Genomic DNA, 18,312 nt, shown 5'->3' with positions numbered 1-18,312 from the left:
GCGTGGGCGTCACCGACTACGACCGCGACGGCGAGTTGCGCATCGGCATCAAGCGCGTGCGCGGCGGGCGTTTCTCGAACTTCGCGTTCGACACGCTGCAGCCCGGCCACACGATCGACGTGATGACCCCGGACGGCCGCTTCTTCACGCACCTGAACGCCGAACAGGGCCAGCAGTACCTCGCGTTCTCGGGCGGCTCGGGCATCACGCCGGTGCTCGCGATCATCAAGACGACGCTCGAAGTCGAGCCGCGCAGCACGTTCACGCTGGTGTACGGCAACCGCAGCGTCGACCAGATCATGTTCGCCGAGGAGCTCGAGGATCTGAAGAACCGCTTCATGAACCGCTTCGTGCTGTATCACGTGCTGTCGGACGACCTGCAGGACGTCGAGCTGTTCAACGGCGTGCTCGACCAGGAAAAGTGCGCGGCGTTCCTCGACCAGCTGCTGCCGGCCGACGCGATCGACGAGGCGTTCATCTGCGGCCCCGCGCCGATGATGGACGCGGCCGAGGCGGCGCTGAAGGCCGCCGGCGTGCCGCCCGCGAAGGTGCACGTCGAGCGCTTCGGCACGCCGCTGCCGCAGGCGGGCGTGCCGCCCGTCGAGATCACCGCGGACACCCCGGCGGCCGACCTCGAGATCGTGCTGGACGGCAAGCGGCGCAGGCTGCGCCTGCCGTATCAGGGCGTGAGCGTGCTCGACGTCGGGCTGCGCGCCGGTCTCGCGCTGCCGTATGCGTGCAAGGGTGGCGTGTGCTGCACGTGTCGCGCGAAGGTGCTCGAGGGCGAAGTGAAGATGGAAAAGAACTACACGCTCGAAGAACACGAGGTCCGCGACGGGTTCGTGCTGACGTGCCAGTGTCATCCGGTGAGCGACAGGGTCGTCGTCAGTTACGACGAACGATAAGCGCCAGCGCATCACACCCCCGTCTTCGATCAAAGTTCCATCTCATGTGTCATTCACTGTTCAACAAGCACCGACGGTAGGTACGGCGTCACGTGCCGCCGCGCGAAGCCGCTCATGTCTGATCGCACCGCGCAACCCTGTTGCGGATGCAAAGCCTGAATCGTTCAATTTCTCTACCGGAAAACACCATGACCGAAGCCTTTATCTGTGATGCCATTCGCACTCCGTTCGGACGTTATGCAGGCGTACTGAAGGATGTTCGCGCGGACGACCTCGGCGCCGTGCCGATTCACGCGCTGATGCAGCGCAATCCGTCGGTGGACTGGCAGCAGGTCGCGGACGTCCTCTACGGATGCGCGAACCAGGCCGGCGAGGACAATCGAAACGTCGCCCGCATGTCCGCTTTGCTCGCGGGCTTGCCGATCGACGTCCCCGGCTCCACGATAAACCGCCTGTGCGGCTCGGGGATGGACGCGGTGGGCAGCGCCGCGCGCGCGATCCGCGCGGGCGATGCCGACCTTTACATTGCGGGCGGCGTCGAAAGCATGACGCGCGCACCTTTCGTGGTCGGCAAGTCGGCGACGGCGTTCTCGCGCTCCGCCGAAATCCATGACACGACGATCGGCTGGCGCTTCGTCAATTCGCTGATGCGCAGCCAGTACGGCGTCGACTCGATGCCCGAAACGGCGGAAAACGTGGCCGACGACTTCGGCGTGGACCGCGACTCGCAAGACCGCTTTGCGCTGCGCAGCCAGCAACGCGCCGCGCGCGCTCAGGCGGACGGTACGCTGGCCCAGGAAATCACCGCGGTGCGCATTCCCCAAAAGAAGGGCGAACCCCTCGTGGTCGATCGCGACGAACATCCGCGCGAGACCTCGCTCGAGGCGCTGGCGAAACTCAAAGGTGTGGTGCGCCCCGACGGCACGGTGACGGCGGGTAACGCTTCGGGTGTCAACGACGGCGCTTGCGCGCTGCTGATCGCAGGCGAAGAGGCAGCGAAGCGCAACCATTTGACGCCGCGTGCCCGCATCCTGGGCATGGCTACGGCTGGCGTCGAGCCGCGCATCATGGGCATCGGACCCGCACCGGCCACCGAGAAGCTGCTTGCGCGCCTCGGCATGACGCTCGACCAGTTCGACGTGATCGAGCTGAACGAAGCGTTCGCGTCGCAGGGTATCGCGGTGCTGCGCCGTCTCGGCGTCGCGCAAGACGATCCCCGCGTCAATCCGAACGGCGGTGCGATCGCGTTGGGCCATCCGCTCGGCGCTTCGGGTGCCCGGCTGGTCACGACGGCGACCTACGAACTCGAACGCCGCAATGCACGCTTCGCGCTTTGCACGATGTGCATCGGCGTTGGCCAGGGCATCGCGATTGCGATCGAGCGCGTTTGAGCGGAGCCACTCGCATGTCGAACGTATTGAAGACTTCCACGATCGTCGGCATCGTCGGCGCGGGCGCGATGGGTGCGGGTATCGCCCAGGTGGCCGCGCTCGCCGGACACCGGGTCGCCCTGTTCGATCTCGATGCCGCTACGGTCGCAAAGGCCATCCAGGGCATCGCCGCGAATCTCACGAGGCTCGTCGACAAAGGCCGCCTCGACGCGACGGCTGCCGCTCAAGCGAACGGAAGGCTGTTTGCGGTCGACCAGTTGGCCGCGATGCGCGATGCGGGGCTCGTCATCGAAGCCGTCGCCGAACGGCTGGAAGTGAAGCGCAAGATTATTGCCGAGCTCGAAGAGCACGTGGACGACGCCTGCATTCTCGCGACCAACACTTCGTCGATTTCCGTCACGGCGATCGGTGCGACGCTGAAGATTCCGTCGCGCCTCGTGGGCATGCACTTCTTCAATCCCGCGCCCGTGATGGCGCTGGTCGAAGTGGTCAGCGGCCTCGCCACATCGCCGGACGTCGCGACCTGCGTGTACGAGACGGCCGCCGCGTGGGGCAAGACGCCCGTCTACGCGCGCTCGACGCCCGGCTTCATCGTGAACCGCGTGGCACGTCCGTTTTACGCCGAAGGTCTGCGGCTTTTGAACGAGCAGGCAGCGAGTGCCGCGTCGATCGACGAGGTGATCCGCGAGGCGGGTGGCTTCCGGATGGGACCGTTCGAGCTGATGGACCTGATCGGACACGACGTCAATTTCGCGGTCACCGAGTCGGTGTTTCGCGCGTATTTCAACGATCCCCGGTTCACGCCGTCATTGATCCAGCAGGAGCTGATCAATGCGGGTTTTCTCGGCCGCAAATCGGGACGTGGTTTCTACGAATATGGTCCGAACGCCGCGCGCCCGAGCCCGCGGCTTGCGCCACCCGCGGATTCTCCGCGGGTCGTCAAACTGTTTGCGCAGTCCGGCGTGATCGCGCTGCTTCAACAAAGGCTGCTGGATGCCGGGCTCGTTACCGCGACGATGCCAGAAACCGAACGCGCCGACGGTGTGGTCGCGCAAATCGACGACGCGCTGCTGCGACTGACCGACGGGCGCACGGCAACTCAATGCGCTCGCGACATGGATCACGACAACTTGGTGCTCGTCGACCTCGCACTCGACTACGCCGGCTGCAGCACGGTCGCGCTCGCCCGTGCGCGGCAATGCAGTGATTCGGCCTATGCGGCCGTCGTCGGCGCGATGCAGGCGGCCGGCTACTCGGTCGTGCCGATGGCCGATGTGGCCGGCATGATCGTGATGCGGACCGTCGCGATGCTGGTGAACGAAGCGGCCGATGCAGTCAATCAGGGCGTGTGCACGGCTGCGGATCTCGACCTGGCGATGGAAAAAGGCGTCAACTATCCATTGGGCCCGCTGAAGTGGGCGGATAACGCGGGCGTCGCTCTGTTCTCTACGGTACTGAGCAATCTCTGCACCCATTACGGTGAAGACCGGTACCGCATTTCACCGCTACTAGCCGCACTTTCGTGGTCGCGTGCGTCATGGCATGCCCGCGCTGCCATCGACAGCGCAGCCTGACTCGAATCAATCCAATTCCAGTATTCCGGAGACTCCCATGGTCCGACGCACCCCTCAATCCGACGAACTCGAACCGATCGAACGCGCCAGCCGCGACGAGCTGCAGGCTCTGCAACTGACTCGCCTCAAATGGTCGGTACGCCATGCCTACGACAACGTGGCGCATTACCGCAAGGCGTTCGATGCCGCTGGCGTGCATCCGGACGATCTGCAGGAACTGTCCGATCTGGCCAGGTTTCCGACCATGATGAAGAAGGACCTGCGCGACAACTATCCGTTCGGTCTTTTCGCGGTACCGCGCGACCAGGTGGTGCGTGTGCATGCATCGAGCGGGACCACGGGCAAGCCGACGGTCGTGGGCTACACCGCACGCGACATCGATACCTGGGCCGACATCGTCGCGCGTTCGATCCGCGCTGCCGGCGGCCGTCGCGGCGACACGCTGCACAACGCGTTCGGCTATGGCCTGTTCACGGGCGGGCTGGGCATTCACTACGGCGCGGAGCGGCTCGGCTGCACGGTGGTGCCGATGTCCGGCGGCCAGACGGAAAAGCAGGTTCAGCTGATCCGCGATTTCGAACCATCGATCATTCTGGTCACGCCGTCGTACATGCTTAACCTGATCGACGAGATGACGCGCCAAGGGATGAATCCGGCCGAATCGTCGCTGAAGGTGGGTGTCTTCGGCGGCGAGCCCTGGACCCAGGCCATGCGTAGCGAAATCGAAACACGGGCGGGAATCGACGCGGTCGACATTTACGGCCTCTCAGAAGTGATGGGCCCCGGCGTCGCGGCGGAGTGCATCGAAAGCAAGGACGGTCCGGTGATCTGGGAAGACCACTTCTACCCGGAAATCATCGATCCCGTTACCGGCGAGGTGCTGCCGGATGGAAGCGAAGGCGAACTGGTCTTTACTTCGCTGACGAAGGAAGCCATGCCGGTCATCCGCTATCGCACGCGCGATCTGACCTCGCTGTTGCCTCCGACTTCCCGCGCGATGCGCCGGCTCGCGAAGATCACCGGACGCTCGGACGACATGCTGATCATCCGGGGCGTCAACGTGTTTCCGAGCCAGATCGAAGAGCTGATTCTCGCGATTCCCAAGCTGAGCGCGCAATATCAATTGACGGTCAAACGCGACGGGCATCTGGATTCTCTGGCGGTGTGCGTCGAAGCGCGGCCGGAGGTCGGCGAGTCGTTGAGCGACCACGATCGGACAGCGCTCGCGCGCGAACTGCAGCATCGCATCAAGACGATGGTCGGCGTCTCGACGACGGTCTCGGTCGCGCTTGCCGGACATATTCCAATGACCGGCACCGGCAAGGCGAAACGCGTCGTCGATCTGCGGGGCGCGAACCTCTAAGCATCGATCAGAGGCGCTGCGCGCGGGGACTCGCGCAACGCCCGCTCTGCCCGTTCAACGTGGCCGCGCGAGGCTGAGTTAGCCAGCGATGCCGCCCTTTTGCACCGCTTTGCTTTTCGGCCGCTTCTCCGCCAGCAGGACAGAGTCCTTCGCCGGTTTAGCGTCGCGCTTGCGGCCCGCTGCCCGTGTCGCTTCCCGGAACGACGCGGCACGCGCCTCGCCTAGCGCAATCAGCGCATCGGTGAGCTGCGCCATATGCGTTTCCATCGATCTGTTGTCGCCAGATTGAAAGGAGACGAAAGCGCCGTCGAAGCCGAGCATGCCGAAATACGCCAGTTCGTCGGCGACCGCTGACGCCGCGGCGTCGCCTTCAGCGCTGAACGCGCTGCGGATCATCTCGCGCATATAGTCGCGGCCTTCGTTGCGCACCTCGATCACCGTCTGGATCGCCTCCGGCTCCGCGGCCTCGTTGCTCATCACCATGACGACCAACAGGCGCAGGAAGTTCTCGCGGTGCTGGAATACCTCCCCCGTCTTCTTCAGATACCAGCCCAGACGCTCGCGCGACGTGCCGCCCTCCGGGGCATTCTGGTGAGCTTCACGCATCGCGGCGAAGAAGCCCCGCGCGCCTTGGGCCATCACCTCCGCCAACAGCCCGGCCTTGGAGCCGAAATGATGATAAATCGCGCTCTTCGGGATTCCGGTTGCTTCGACCAGCGCCGACATCGAGGTGCCGGTGTAGCCATAGGCCGACATCACGCGGGCGGCCGCGTCGAGGATTTCCTGGCGCGATCTCTGGCCGCGTCGATTGCCAATTTGCTGTGTGGTTTCCATTCTAAAAGTATACCGCTTCGCCCCCTTTTCTAGCTTATTGGACCGATCGGTTCATTACTGGTTTGCCCTGGCTGTTCGCGATTGGACCGATCGGTACACTAATTCCAACTGTGGGAATGAGCCAGACCAGCATCCGGATCGGGCGTTGTTCCTCATCGCCCGATCCGGACACGAGCACGCACCGGAGAGTGCTTCGCAACATTTCCGGGCCAATGGCCCGTCAACAGAACTTGAACATAAGGAGAGCTATGCACAGCGTGTCGACACTGGGGTATATGGTCCTTGGCGTAAGCGACCTGGCGGCATGGGAGGGGTTCGCCGTCAACGTACTGGGTTTGCAGGTGGGCAGGCGCGTCGCCGGCGAATCGCTCGGCCTGCGTATGGATGATTACGAGCAGCGCTTCCTGTTGGTCAAGAGCGAGCTCGACGACTTCCTCGCCGCCGGCTGGGAATTCGAAACGGATGCGCAGCTCGACGCGTTCGTCGATCAGGCGCGTGCCCGCGGAGCCGGGATCGTCGAGGCGGATCGTGAAATCGCCGAGCAGCGCCGCGTAGCCCGCCTGTTCGTGTGCCACGATCCCGACGGCATCAGCCACGAGTTCTATAGCTGCGCGTACCGCGCTCACACGCGCGACGCATTCCGCTCCTCGGTACTGCGCGGAGCATTCAGCACAGGACGCCTGGGTGCTGGCCACTTCGTCACGGTGCCCAAGCAGAGTGCGCGCGCCAAAGCGTTTTGCCAGGACGTGCTCGGCCTGAAGCTCAGCGACTCCATCACTGGCGAAGCCGCACCGGGCGTGAACCTCGACGTCACGTTCTTCCACGCTCGCAGCGGACGTCACCACTCGATGGCGGTCGCGGAGGTGCCGTTCCCGGTCCCCAAACGTATCCACCACATCATGGTCGAGTGCACCGACGCCAACGACGTCGGCCTCGCCTACGACCGCTGCAAGCAGGCCGGCGTGCCGATCCTGATGGAACTGGGCCATCACCCCAACGACCAGATGTTTTCGTTCTACATGATCTCGCCGTCCGGTTTCGCGATCGAATTCGGCGCGGGCGGCATCGTGGTGAACGACGACACATGGGAAATCAAGCGCTACTCCGAACTCAGCGACTGGGGACACAAACTGAATCCGCCGCCCGGCGCGCCCGCCCCCAACGCGCATTGAATCCCGACTCATCACATAGCTTGACTGCAAGACCATATTCCTGGAGCCACAGTATGACCTTGACCGAAGCCAGCACCAGCAAGTTCGTGACGATCAACGAACCTGGTCTCGAGAACTTCACCATCCATTTCAACGACGCCGGCCACGGCCCTGCCGTCGCCATGCTGCACGGCGGCGGGCCCGGCGCAAGCGGCTGGAGCAACTACTACCGCAATGTCGACGCGCTTGTGAACGCGGGATTTCGAGTGCTGCTCATCGACAGCCCCGGCTTCAACAAATCAGGCGAGATCGTCAGCGACGTGCCCCGCAACCTGCTGAACGCGCGCGCGACCAAAGGGGTGCTCGATGCGCTTGGCATCGCCAACGTGCATCTGGTCGGCAACTCGATGGGCGGAGCATCGGCATTGAGCTTCGCGCTGGAGTATCCGGAACGCCTCGATCGCATGGTGTTGATGGGACCTGGCGCTCAGGGTCCGAGCATCCTCCAGCCTCAGCCGGGCGAAGGCATCAAACGCATGTTCAAGCTCTATGCAGAACCCACCTATGAGAACTTCGAGGCCATGCTCGAAGTGTTCGTGTACTGGCCTGGCGCAATCACCGAGGAGTTGCGTCGCGGACGCTGGAACAACATCGAGTCGAACCTGAACCACCTGAAGAACTTCATCGCGAGTTCGAAGCTTTGCCCCGTGACCACATGGGACCTGTCCGCACGCTTTCCGCAAATCGCTCACAAGACGCTGATCACGTGGGGCCGCGACGACCGCTTCGTGCCTCTCGATCACGGCCTGCGCATGATCAATACCTTGCAGGATGCGCGACTCCATATCCTGCCGCAGTGCGGCCACTGGGCTCAGTGGGAACACGCCGACGAGTTCAACCGCCTCGTCATCGATTTCCTGAACAACTGAGAGACGGGCGACGGCGGCGGTCGCCGTCATCGCGCTGGCCCTTGCGCTGCGAATACGCGCATCCCGCTGCCACGTTGAACATCCAGAATATCTAGTGGAGACAAGATATGACCAATGAGTACGACGCCGAGGTTGCCATCGTCGGCTATGGGCCAACCGGCGTGATCGCCGCGCTGACCCTCGCGAAACACGGCATTTCCACCATCGCGTTCGAGCAACACAAAGACATTTACCAGCGTGCGCGCGCAGTCACCGTCAACGACTGGACGATGCGCATCTTCCAGAATCTCGGCGTCGACGAACCGGTGCTCAAGCAGATCGATCCGCAACGCGCGCTACGCTGGATGCGCTATGACGGCACCGAGATTTTGCGCATCGAGCACCCGCCTTCGACACTCGGCATCAAGCCGCGCTTTTTCAACATCTATCAACCGACGATGGAGTCCACACTGCGCGAATGCGCGGCGAAGCGCGCCGAATACATCGACGTGCGCTACGGCTTCGAAGTCGTGTCGCTGGAGCAGGATGAAACCGGCGTCACGGTGACCGCAAGGGACCTCGCGACTGGCGAAACGGAACAGACCCGCGTGCGCTACGTGATCGGCTGCGATGGCGGCAGCAGTGCCACGCGCGGCAGGCTCGGCGTCAAGCTGCTGGGCGATACGCTCGACGTGCAGTGGATCGTGATCGACTGCCGCGTCAAGCGCTGGTGGCCGGACCGCAACCTGCTGACGTTCTGGTCCGACAAGGAACGGCCGGTGGTGGACATCGCGCTGTCTGGCGGCAACCACCGCTGGGAACTGCCGCTGAAGCCTACCGAGTCGGAAGCGGACTTCGCGACGAACGAGGACGTCTGGCCGCTGCTGAAAGCACTTGGTGTCACCGAGGACGACGTCGAAATCCACCAGTATGCGTTCTATCGCCACCATACGCGGATGGCCGACAAGTGGCGTGTCGGGCGCGTGTTTCTCGCGGGCGACGCGGCGCATCTGATGCCGCCCTGGGCAGGCGCGGGCATGCAAACCGGCATGCGCGACGCGTTCGATCTGGGCTGGAAGCTCGCGGGCGTGCTCAAGGGCACGCTGCCCGAGCAGTTCCTCGACACCTATGAAGCGGAACGTCGGCCCAATGCGGCGTTCTACACCGGCCTTGCCGTGCAACTCGGCCGCATCATCAAACAGGAACTCTCCGAAGAAGAACAAGCCGCGCTCAATGCACCGCCTCCGCCCGACGCGCCGGAGCAGCCGCTCATCGCGCCGCCGGTGCTGGAAGCCGGCTGGCTGCGCGGTCCGCTCGCTCACGACAGCATCGTGGGCCGCATGGTCCCGCAACCCGTCGTGGGCGATAACCGCGGGGTGATGGCACGGCTGGACGACCTGCTCGGCGACGGCTTCGTGCTGCTCGGCGACGACGTCGACCCCGCCACGCTGCTCACGCCCGATGAAAAAGCGGCGTGGGACCAGCTCGGCGCCCGCTACATCGCGCTGCGCCAACAGGATCAGCACACCAAGGGCTGCGACGAATTCGTCGACCTCGACGGCGTACTGCGCCCATGGTTGCGCAAGTACGGTGCGCGCGCAGTCGCACTGCGCCCCGATCGCTTCGTCGCCTCCGCCGACGTCAGCGGTCTTGCGGTACCTACCTGACACGTCTCAAACCAGGGAGAAACATGAACATGCATGACGCCAACGTCGTCAACGCGCTGGCCTCGCGCCTGCGCGATGCGGAAGCGATGCGCCAGACCGTCTCGCCCGTACGCGGCGACATCGCTGCGGGCGGCATCCCGCTCGACGACGTCGCCACCGCCTACGCAGTGCAGCAGGCGAACGTCGATCTGCGCGTCGCGAACGGCGAGCGCATCGTCGGCCGCAAGATCGGTCTGACGTCCGTTGCCGTGCAGAAGCAGCTTGGCGTCGATCAGCCCGACTTCGGCGCGCTGTTCGCCGGCATGGCCTACGGCGACAGCGAACCGATGCCGCTGTCGAAACTGATCCAGCCGAAGGTCGAAGCCGAAATCGCGCTGGTGCTCGAACACGACCTCACGCACGACAAGCACACGTTCGTCGACATCCTGCGCGCCAGTGCGTACGCATTGGCCGCGATCGAGGTTGTCGACAGCCGCATCGAAAACTGGGACATCCGCTTCGTCGATACGGTCGCGGACAACGCGTCGAGCGCGCTGTTCGTGCTCGGCAGCCGGCCGGTGCCGCTGTCGCGGATCGACCTCGCCGCGTGCGCGATGACGCTGTCGCGCGACGGCGAAGTGCTCTCACACGGCAGCGGCACGGCGTGTCTCGGCAATCCGCTGAACGCCGCCGTGTGGCTCGCGGATCGCATGGTCCAGCTCGGCACGCCGCTGCGCGCCGGCGGCGTCGTGCTGACCGGCGCGCTCGGCCCGATGGTCGCCGTCAAGGAGCCGGGCACTTACTGCGCGCAGATCGAAGGCCTCGGCAGCGTGCGTGCCACGTTTATCGCTTGAATCAGGACTTTATATGGCTTCCGAAAAACTGAAGGTCGCGATCATCGGCTCGGGCAACATCGGCACCGATCTGATGATCAAGATCATGCGCAACAGCCGGCATCTCGAGATGGCGGCGATGGTCGGCATCGATCCGAACTCGGACGGTCTCGCGCGCGCCGCGCGGCTTGGCGTCGCGACCACGCATGAAGGCGTCGAAGGTCTGACACGTCTGCCGGTATTCAATGACATCGACTTCGTGTTCGACGCGACCTCGGCCGGCGCACACGTGAAGAACGATGCGCTATTGCGAAAGCTGAAGCCTTCGATTCGCGTGATCGATCTGACGCCGGCCGCGATCGGGCCGTACTGCGTGCCGGTCGTCAATCTCGACGCGCATATCGGCGCGCCCAACGTGAACATGGTGACCTGCGGCGGACAGGCGACCATCCCGATGGTCGCGGCCGTGTCGCGCGTGGCGAAGGTGCATTACGCGGAGATCGTCGCGTCGATCAGCAGCAAGTCGGCCGGTCCCGGCACGCGCGCGAATATCGATGAATTCACCGAGACCACGTCGAAGGCGATCGAAGCGGTCGGCGGCGCAGTGAAGGGCAAGGCGATCATCGTGCTCAATCCGGCCGAGCCGCCGGTGATGATGCGCGACACCGTCTATACGCTGTCGGAGATGGCCGACCTCGACAAGGTCGAAGCGTCGATCGAGCAGATGGCCGCCGCGGTTCAGGCGTACGTGCCCGGCTATCGTCTGAAGCAGAAGGTGCAGTTCGACGAAATTCCCGCGAACGCGCCACTCAACATTCCGGGCCTCGGCCGCTTTAGCGGCCTGAAGACGTCGGTCTTCATCGAGGTCGAAGGCGCCGCGCATTACCTGCCAGCCTATGCCGGCAATCTCGACATCATGACTTCGGCCGCGCTCGCGACCGCCGAGCGTATGGCGCAGGCGCTCGTGCAGGCATCAGAGGCTTAAGGAGACTCCCCGCATGGACAAGAAACTGTATATCTCCGACGTGACGCTGCGCGATGGCAGCCACGCGATTCGTCACCAGTACTCGATCCAGAACGTGCAGGACATCGCACGCGCATTGGACCGCGCGAAAGTGGACAGCATCGAAGTCGCGCACGGCGACGGCCTGCAAGGTTCGAGCTTCAACTACGGCTTCGGCGCGCATAGCGACCTCGAATGGATCGAAGCGGTCGCGGATGTCGTCGAGCACGCGCAGATCGCGACGCTGCTGCTGCCCGGCATTGGCACGATTCACGACCTGAAGGCTGCATATAACGCGGGCGCACGCGTGGTGCGCGTGGCGACCCACTGCACGGAAGCGGACATTTCGAAGCAGCACATCGAATACGCGCGCGAACTCGGCATGGACACCGTCGGCTTCCTGATGATGAGCCACATGACCACGCCGGAGAACCTCGCCATCGAAGCGAAGAAGATGGAGAGCTACGGCGCGACCTGCATTTACGTAGTCGATTCGGGCGGCGCACTGACGATGAACGATGTGCGCGACCGCTTCCGCGCGGTGAAGGCCGTGCTGAAACCCGAAACGCAGACGGGCATGCACGCGCACCACAACCTGTCGCTCGGCGTGGCGAATTCGATCGTCGCCGTGGAAGAAGGCTGCGACCGCATCGACGCATCGCTCGCGGGCATGGGCGCGGGCGCGGGCAACGCGCCGCTCGAAGTGTTCATCGCGGCAGCGGAGCGCATGGGCTGGAATCACGGCACCGACCTCTACACGCTGATGGACGCCGCCGACGACATCGTGCGTCCGCTGCAGGACCGGCCGGTGCGCGTGGACCGCGAAACGCTCGCGCTCGGCTATGCGGGCGTGTATTCGAGCTTCCTGCGTCATTCGGAAGTGGCCGCGAAGAAGTACGGTCTGAAGACCGTCGACATTCTGGTCGAGCTGGGCAAGCGCCGCATGGTCGGCGGCCAGGAAGACATGATCGTCGATGTCGCGCTCGACTTGAAGCAGGCACGCCAGGCTTGAAGCGCGCGGACTAGCAGCCTCATTGAAGCTGCACAAAAGATCGATCAAATAAACTATCTGGAGACTGGAATGAAAAAACATTCCATTGCAATTCTTTTTGGATTCCTGCCTGTCGGATACGCGTTCGCCCAGAGCAACGTCACGCTGTACGGCCTGATTGACGGGGGCGTCTCCTATGTGACGAACCAGGGGGGGCATTCGGTCACGAAGTTCGACGACGGCATCTATACGCCGAACCTGTTCGGGTTGCAGGGCGCCGAAGATATCGGCGGTGGAAACAAGGTCATTTTCAAGTTGGAGAACCAGTTTCAGCTCGGTACGGGCGCGACGGTGCAGCCGGGCATCTTCGGGCGGAATGCTTACGTCGGTCTGGATAGTGCCAGCTTCGGCAAGCTGACTTTCGGCAATGTCTTAGATTTCATGACGACGTCGCTGACCGAGGCGGGCAATGCTCCTGCCGTGTTCACTGGCGGCTTGTACAACTTCGCGGCCGGCCCGTTCCAGAAACTGAACATTCCGCAAAACCCGACCGGCTGGTTCGACTGGAGCCGCATGAGCGGCATCCCGGCGGCCAATTCGATCAAGTATCAATCACCGGTGTTTGCGGGCTTGTCCGCTGGGGCAATGTATTCGCTCGGCGGAGTGGCTGGTTCGTTCGGGTCGAATTCAACCATGAGCTTCGGGTTGAATTACGGTGCCGGTCCATTCGGAGTCGGCGCCGCCTACACGAAAGCGAAATATCCCGGATCCAGCAACGGCTCGCCGCAGATTCCAATCACGAACTGGGGTTTCGGCGCTCACTATGTAATCGGACCCGTCTACACGGTCGCGAACTTCACGAGCGTGCGCAACTCGTTCAACGGCGCCGCGGCCTTTGCCGCACAAGTCGGCGCCAGTTGGCAGATCACTCCCGCGTGGTCGTTCGGCGGGAACTATATGTACCTGAAAGGTAACGAGGAACTCAACAACAACCACGCGCATCAGCTTGGTGCAACGCTGAACTATTCGCTCTCCAAGCGGAGCATGGTTTATGCGGAGGGGGTTTATCAGAAGGCGAGCGCAGGCTCGCAGGCTGCCATCAACGGCATCATGGGTCCCAACGGATCGTCTAGCACGACGTCGCAAGCCATTGCACGAGTTGGCCTTCGCACCGCGTTCTGATATCCGGCTGTTCTGGGCTGGAGGTGGCGATTGGCAACGCTTGCGGGCGGTGGCTCCGTCGTAGCCGCTTTCAACTCGATGCTGCTCGCCACACTGCACGACGCCTGCTACTACGCCGACGATTGCTCTGCCAGTTTCAAACGCATTGCCGATTGAATCAGGACGGGTAATTCATAGGTGTCTGATCACACTGCCGGCCAGCTTGCGCAGTTCGTCGAACTGCGTGGCGAGTTCGAGGCACAGCATGAACGCCAGCGATGCTGACGGTCCCGGGTAACGGTCCATCCAACGCAGCGCCGGAGTAGCGTAGCGCACGCGAATCGCATCTCGCGTCATTAGATAGGTGATTCCGGCGCCGATGAGCGCGCCCACCAACAAGTCGGACGGATAGTGAAAGCCGAGATAGGCGCGCGGCACGCAAATGACCAGCACCGCATAGATAAGCACCAGCACACCGACGGCCCGCCACACGAGGAAGATGCCAGTCGCGATCGCCATCCATAGCATTGCGTGATCGCTTGGGAAGGAACTCCATGTCGACAGCTGTGCGTCGTCGATGACGCGACCCGCGAAGCGCAGATGCAACTCGCTGCTAAAGACGGGACGCACTCGGAACGGCAACCAGTGAGTCAGCAGCCTTCCGATGAAGAGCGCCAGGAGGCCGCTGAGAAGCGTTGCGAGCACCATTTCCCGCCGCCATTCGCGGCGATCGCCACGCTGAAACCACATCCACCACAGCAACGGTATGAGTACGAGCCCTTTGAACGTGTAGAGGTCTGCAATGACCTCTATGGTTTGGGTCGTGAGATTCCCGAAGTGGATGTTGGATAGATATGTTTCGATAGATGAATCGATGCTGTTCATTGTCTTGTAAGAATATCGAGCTGGTCCCATCGGAAATCAGCATGGTCCATTGGATGTGCCACATTTCACGACGCTTACTTTCACCGACAACTTCTACTGCACAATTCCATCGCAAACTTTTGAGGACGGTCTACTACCTGAAGAGATCAACGAACAACGATAGTCTGCTCGATGCAACCCGTCGTATGATGCCTGGTAGAGATCGTATAACGCTCATGCGTCGTGGTAGCCTGCCGTCAAGATTCGAGCTCAGCGGGGGCGCAATTCATAGAGCCGATGTTCCGGCAAAGTCGCAACCAGTTGCCAACCATCAAGCGTCTCGGGTAGACGCCGGTACGGGTCGAGCACCGCAAGATAGACCGTCGTGAACCGGCTTTGAAGGTCCGGGAAACGATCCAGCAGTTCAGTCGACCAGGCGCGCAGCATCTCGCCATCTGCTAAGACATTCGGTTTCCGGGTGGAGCTGTCGTCCTGGAACTCCCTCAATGCTACGTTCTCGCTCCGGTAAAGCACGGGTTGCTGCCCCGGTTTGAGATACAAATCCGGCACCAGAACGCCATTCACCGTTGCGAGCGCCACCACCTTGTCCAGATATGGATTCCAGCGGTGGGGGTCTTTCCATGGAGACCGGTCGGCGGTGTCCTGCTTGTACTGGAACAACACCGAACCGGCCTTCAGCGAAGCGAACGTATTGCGGTAAGCCTCAATGACAGGCCTGTCGCCGCGCCAGTCTTCAGTCACCGTCAAGATCCGGAAAACAAAGACAAGCGTGAGCGCGACTGCGCCGATACGTTGAAAACGTGGCGCCACCGAGGGCCGTATGCCAAACAACGCAGTCAGCAAAAACGCGAAGCTGATCGCACATCGCTCGATCACACCGTAGGAAGCAAATGCGTCAAACGGTGCGAGTATGACTACCAGTGGAAGTGAAAACACGGTTATCCGGAACTCTGGCTCGCACGTCCACCATTTCAGAACGAGACCAATGGCCACGAACAGGCTCAACCCCGCCACGATCGCCACATCGCCCGCGCGATTGCCCACCGAGAAGACATTGATGCATAAAGCGAGCTTCGAAAGTACGTGGAGAAGGCCGAAGTGAGTTGACCCGTGAAGGCCACTGGTGCTGCTGCGGACCAACAGTGCAAGCGGAAGCAGCAACGGAACGACGCTCGCGGCCGCGTGGCGAGCCATTGATTGACTCGAGATCTTCCCCTCGCGAAGAAGACAGCCAAGTTCCCACGTGCCTATCACCAGAGCGAAAACGGCGAGTGGAAACAGATGGCAAAAGTAAATAACGAGGGCACTGCAGCACGAGACCACGATCCGTGCGAGGGTGGCTCTGCGCAACGCCACATGCGCGGCCATCGCCCAAAAGGAAATGCCAAGACCGAACAGAAAGTTATCGTAGCCGCGGATGAGTATCCAGTTATAGAGCAGCAGGAAGCTGACAAGCGGCAACCATGACCAGCGACCATTGGCAACACGGCTCAACACCAGGCAGCCCGACGTCAATAGTCCCAGTTCAGCGAGGGTAAATAGCCAGGCGGCCCATTCTACCGGTATGAGCTTCGTGAACCACGGGAGGGTCAAGTCCATGGCGAGGTCAGGCACGGCATCCCAATGAACCACAAAGTTTCTCGCATACGAAGCCGGATGAGAAAGGATATCGACCCTGACGATATTGTAAAAGTGTTGCCCAAGAGGCGGATATAGCGTGACGAGGAATGGCACCGACGCAACCACGGTCGCAACAAGCCACACACCCCACAGACGCACTAGCGAAATGCCAGTGTTCATCCGGTCGCTGACAGTCATCGAAACCTCGGAAGGTTGATTTGGAATTTGGAACCCTCCACGCAAGGTATTCTCGAATTGTTCTGTTCACCGAAATTTACGTTTCTCAAGGAAGCTGTCGCGCAGCTCTATTCGAGGACGCTTTCGGTCTCATAGTGCTATATATGTCATTTTTTTTACAAGCATACGCGCGCGCCAACGTAGCCATTTGTACGTCACCTCACACAAAGGCGAGGACATTCCTTCGGGTCTCGCTGACGAAGGCACCCGTGAGATTCCTGGACAGACGCAGCGCAGATGGAATGAAGCGATAAAGCAGACGAAATCGCTTTGTTACGATGAACGGCCCGACGTCGATACCGACCTCTGCACGTAATCCCGTTTCAGCAGGAATGCCTGGCTGCTAAGTAGATGTTCAAGGAAAGCACCGAGGGCTGGGATCGGATCGATCCGTTTTATCGGGAATGAGCGAGAGGGCGCCGCCAACCGTGGCGGCGCCCTCTCCATACAGCTCAGCACGTCAACGGCAACGCGCTAACAGCCTTACGCCGACGAACCAGTAGAAGCCGCCCGCTCCGCTCGCCGCCGATAGAGCCCAAGCGTCGCGCCAAGCCCGCACAGCGCGGCGAAACTTAGCCAGTAGCCGGGCGCGGCCTTGTCGTGTGTGGTTTCGATCAGGAAGGTCGACACGGCCGGCGTGAAGCCGCCGAACAGCGCCGTCGCGAGACTGAACGCCAGCGAAAAACCCGCGACGCGCACCTCCGCCGGCATGACCTCGGTGAGCGCGGCGACCATCGCGCCGTTATACATGCCGAAGAAGAACGAGAACCACAGCAGCACGCTCAGCATGCGGCCGAAGCTCGGCGCCGCGGCGAGCCACGACAGCGCCGGATACGCGGTGAAGATCGCCAGCACGGCAATGGCGAGCAGAATCGGCTTGCGGCCGATCCGGTCCGACAGCGCGCCGCCGATCGGCAGCCAGATGAAGTTCGACACGCCCACCAGCAACGTCACCATCAGGCTATCCGATGTCGACAGTTTGAGAACGGATTTGCCGAAGGTTGGCGTGTAGACGGTGATCAGATAGAACGTGGTCGTCGTCATCGCGGTGAGCAGCATGCCCGCGATCACCGTGCGCCAGTTGCTGAGCAGCATCGCGAAGATTTCGCGCGTCTGCGGATGATGCCGGCGCGCCTCGAACGCGGCGGTTTCCTGCAGCGAGCGGCGCAGCATGAACAGGAACGGCACGATCGCGCAGCCGATGAAGAACGGAATGCGCCAGCCCCACGCGCCGATCTGCTGCGCGCTCATCCAGTGATTCAATCCGTAGCCGAGCGCCGCCGCCATCACAATCGCGACCTGCTGGCTGGCCGACTGCCAGCTCGTGTAGAAACCCCTTGCGCCGGGCGTGGCCATTTCCGCGAGATACACCGACACGCCGCCCAGCTCCGCGCCCGCCGAGAAGCCCTGCAACAGCCGCCCGAGCAGAACGAGCGCGGGCGCGAGCAGGCCGATGGTCGCGTAACCCGGCACGCACGCGATCAGGATCGTGCCGCTCGCCATGATCGACAGCGTGACGATCAGGCCGGTACGCCGCCCCACCTTGTCGATATAGGCGCCGAGAAAGATCGCGCCCAACGGACGCATCAGAAAGCCCGCGCCGAACACGGCGAAGGTCAGCATCAGCGACGCGAACTCGCTCGACGCCGGAAAGAAAATCTTCGAGATCGACGTGGCGTAGAAGCCGAACAAAAAGAAGTCGAACTGCTCAAGGAAGTTGCCGCTCGTCACGCGCAGTACGGCCGCGGCTTTGGACGAGCGTGCCCCGACCGGCGTGCCGGCTAGTGGTTCGGTAGCGTTCATGAATATG

At 62.4% G+C, this 18,312-nt stretch carries 16 protein-coding genes; 12 read left to right on the top strand and 4 right to left on the bottom strand.

The features are described from left to right. The 4 genes from AB3X86_RS22550 to paaK form a co-directional block, all read left to right on the top strand. Positions 1-905 (top strand): 2Fe-2S iron-sulfur cluster-binding protein (locus tag AB3X86_RS22550; protein WP_368597707.1); only part of this gene is annotated, 905 nt, incomplete at its 5' end. 188 nt (positions 906-1,093) lie between these two features. After that, complete coding sequence (pcaF, locus tag AB3X86_RS22545) at positions 1,094-2,296, top strand: 3-oxoadipyl-CoA thiolase (protein WP_368597706.1); 1,203 nt, start codon at positions 1,094-1,096, stop codon at positions 2,294-2,296. A 14-nt stretch (positions 2,297-2,310) separates the two neighbouring features. After that, complete coding sequence (gene paaH / locus AB3X86_RS22540; protein ID WP_368597705.1) at positions 2,311-3,870, top strand: 3-hydroxyacyl-CoA dehydrogenase PaaH; 1,560 nt, start codon at positions 2,311-2,313, stop codon at positions 3,868-3,870. A 37-nt stretch (positions 3,871-3,907) separates the two neighbouring features. Then, a complete protein-coding gene (paaK, locus tag AB3X86_RS22535; protein WP_368597704.1) occupies positions 3,908-5,233 on the top strand; it encodes a phenylacetate--CoA ligase PaaK in 1,326 nt (441 codons plus the stop codon). Between the two features lie 78 nt (positions 5,234-5,311). Here paaK and AB3X86_RS22530 read toward each other — a convergent pair whose 3' ends face one another. Beyond that, positions 5,312-6,067, bottom strand: a complete 756-nt coding sequence (locus AB3X86_RS22530; protein ID WP_368597703.1) for a TetR/AcrR family transcriptional regulator — start codon at positions 6,065-6,067, stop codon at positions 5,312-5,314. Positions 6,068-6,183: 116 nt separating this feature from the next. Here AB3X86_RS22530 and AB3X86_RS22525 point away from each other — a divergent pair, with 116 nt between their 5' ends. From AB3X86_RS22525 to AB3X86_RS22490, 8 genes are all read left to right on the top strand, one after another. Continuing rightward, complete coding sequence (locus tag AB3X86_RS22525; protein WP_368597702.1) at positions 6,184-7,239, top strand: VOC family protein; 1,056 nt, start codon at positions 6,184-6,186, stop codon at positions 7,237-7,239. A 53-nt stretch (positions 7,240-7,292) separates the two neighbouring features. Continuing rightward, on the top strand, positions 7,293-8,147 hold the full coding sequence (bphD, locus tag AB3X86_RS22520) for a 2-hydroxy-6-oxo-6-phenylhexa-2,4-dienoate hydrolase (RefSeq protein WP_176111910.1): 855 nt from the start codon (positions 7,293-7,295) through the stop codon (positions 8,145-8,147). A 107-nt stretch (positions 8,148-8,254) separates the two neighbouring features. Beyond that, complete coding sequence (locus AB3X86_RS22515; RefSeq protein ID WP_368597701.1) at positions 8,255-9,793, top strand: bifunctional 3-(3-hydroxy-phenyl)propionate/3-hydroxycinnamic acid hydroxylase; 1,539 nt, start codon at positions 8,255-8,257, stop codon at positions 9,791-9,793. Positions 9,794-9,822: 29 nt separating this feature from the next. Further along, on the top strand, positions 9,823-10,626 hold the full coding sequence (locus AB3X86_RS22510; protein WP_368597717.1) for a fumarylacetoacetate hydrolase family protein: 804 nt from the start codon (positions 9,823-9,825) through the stop codon (positions 10,624-10,626). A 13-nt stretch (positions 10,627-10,639) separates the two neighbouring features. After that, positions 10,640-11,590, top strand: coding sequence for an acetaldehyde dehydrogenase (acetylating) (locus tag AB3X86_RS22505; RefSeq protein WP_368597700.1), 951 nt, complete (start codon positions 10,640-10,642; stop codon positions 11,588-11,590). Between the two features lie 13 nt (positions 11,591-11,603). Further along, positions 11,604-12,620 (top strand): 4-hydroxy-2-oxovalerate aldolase, encoded by a 1,017-nt coding sequence (gene dmpG / locus AB3X86_RS22500; RefSeq protein ID WP_184227784.1) that lies wholly within the window; start codon positions 11,604-11,606, stop codon positions 12,618-12,620. A gap of 69 nt (positions 12,621-12,689) precedes the next feature. Continuing rightward, a complete protein-coding gene (locus tag AB3X86_RS22495) occupies positions 12,690-13,781 on the top strand; it encodes a porin (RefSeq protein WP_368597699.1) in 1,092 nt (363 codons plus the stop codon). A 30-nt stretch (positions 13,782-13,811) separates the two neighbouring features. Then, complete coding sequence (locus tag AB3X86_RS22490) at positions 13,812-13,937, top strand: hypothetical protein (RefSeq protein ID WP_368597698.1); 126 nt, start codon at positions 13,812-13,814, stop codon at positions 13,935-13,937. 15 nt (positions 13,938-13,952) lie between these two features. On the opposite strand, the gene AB3X86_RS22485 is transcribed toward AB3X86_RS22490, so the two are convergent. The 3 genes from AB3X86_RS22485 to AB3X86_RS22475 all read right to left on the bottom strand — a co-directional run bounded on the left by AB3X86_RS22485 (position 13,953) and on the right by AB3X86_RS22475 (position 18,305). Further along, complete coding sequence (locus tag AB3X86_RS22485) at positions 13,953-14,645, bottom strand: phosphatase PAP2 family protein (protein ID WP_368597697.1); 693 nt, start codon at positions 14,643-14,645, stop codon at positions 13,953-13,955. Positions 14,646-14,894: 249 nt separating this feature from the next. Continuing rightward, a complete protein-coding gene (locus tag AB3X86_RS22480) occupies positions 14,895-16,463 on the bottom strand; it encodes a hypothetical protein (protein WP_368597696.1) in 1,569 nt (522 codons plus the stop codon). Between the two features lie 522 nt (positions 16,464-16,985). Then, a complete protein-coding gene (locus AB3X86_RS22475; RefSeq protein WP_176125537.1) occupies positions 16,986-18,305 on the bottom strand; it encodes an MFS transporter in 1,320 nt (439 codons plus the stop codon). Positions 18,306-18,312: the final 7 nt, after the last annotated feature.

This window comes from Paraburkholderia sp. BR14374 (genome assembly GCF_040948685.1).
GTDB lineage: Bacteria > Pseudomonadota > Gammaproteobacteria > Burkholderiales > Burkholderiaceae > Paraburkholderia > Paraburkholderia youngii.
This window is presented reverse-complemented; position numbering and strand designations above follow the sequence as displayed.

What these genes read in the sequence shown, in the direction of transcription:
- pcaF (WP_368597706.1), top strand. Translation starts at nt 1,094, where the DNA reads ATGACCGAAGCCTTTATCTGTGATGCCATTCGCACTCCGTTCGGACGT.
- paaH (WP_368597705.1), top strand. Translation starts at nt 2,311, where the DNA reads ATGTCGAACGTATTGAAGACTTCCACGATCGTCGGCATCGTCGGCGCG.
- paaK (WP_368597704.1), top strand. Translation starts at nt 3,908, where the DNA reads ATGGTCCGACGCACCCCTCAATCCGACGAACTCGAACCGATCGAACGC.
- AB3X86_RS22530 (WP_368597703.1), bottom strand. Translation starts at nt 6,067, where the DNA reads ATGGAAACCACACAGCAAATTGGCAATCGACGCGGCCAGAGATCGCGC.
- AB3X86_RS22525 (WP_368597702.1), top strand. Translation starts at nt 6,184, where the DNA reads ATGAGCCAGACCAGCATCCGGATCGGGCGTTGTTCCTCATCGCCCGAT.
- bphD (WP_176111910.1), top strand. Translation starts at nt 7,293, where the DNA reads ATGACCTTGACCGAAGCCAGCACCAGCAAGTTCGTGACGATCAACGAA.
- AB3X86_RS22515 (WP_368597701.1), top strand. Translation starts at nt 8,255, where the DNA reads ATGACCAATGAGTACGACGCCGAGGTTGCCATCGTCGGCTATGGGCCA.
- AB3X86_RS22510 (WP_368597717.1), top strand. Translation starts at nt 9,823, where the DNA reads ATGCATGACGCCAACGTCGTCAACGCGCTGGCCTCGCGCCTGCGCGAT.
- AB3X86_RS22505 (WP_368597700.1), top strand. Translation starts at nt 10,640, where the DNA reads ATGGCTTCCGAAAAACTGAAGGTCGCGATCATCGGCTCGGGCAACATC.
- dmpG (WP_184227784.1), top strand. Translation starts at nt 11,604, where the DNA reads ATGGACAAGAAACTGTATATCTCCGACGTGACGCTGCGCGATGGCAGC.
- AB3X86_RS22495 (WP_368597699.1), top strand. Translation starts at nt 12,690, where the DNA reads ATGAAAAAACATTCCATTGCAATTCTTTTTGGATTCCTGCCTGTCGGA.
- AB3X86_RS22485 (WP_368597697.1), bottom strand. Translation starts at nt 14,645, where the DNA reads ATGAACAGCATCGATTCATCTATCGAAACATATCTATCCAACATCCAC.
- AB3X86_RS22480 (WP_368597696.1), bottom strand. Translation starts at nt 16,463, where the DNA reads ATGACTGTCAGCGACCGGATGAACACTGGCATTTCGCTAGTGCGTCTG.
- AB3X86_RS22475 (WP_176125537.1), bottom strand. Translation starts at nt 18,305, where the DNA reads ATGAACGCTACCGAACCACTAGCCGGCACGCCGGTCGGGGCACGCTCG.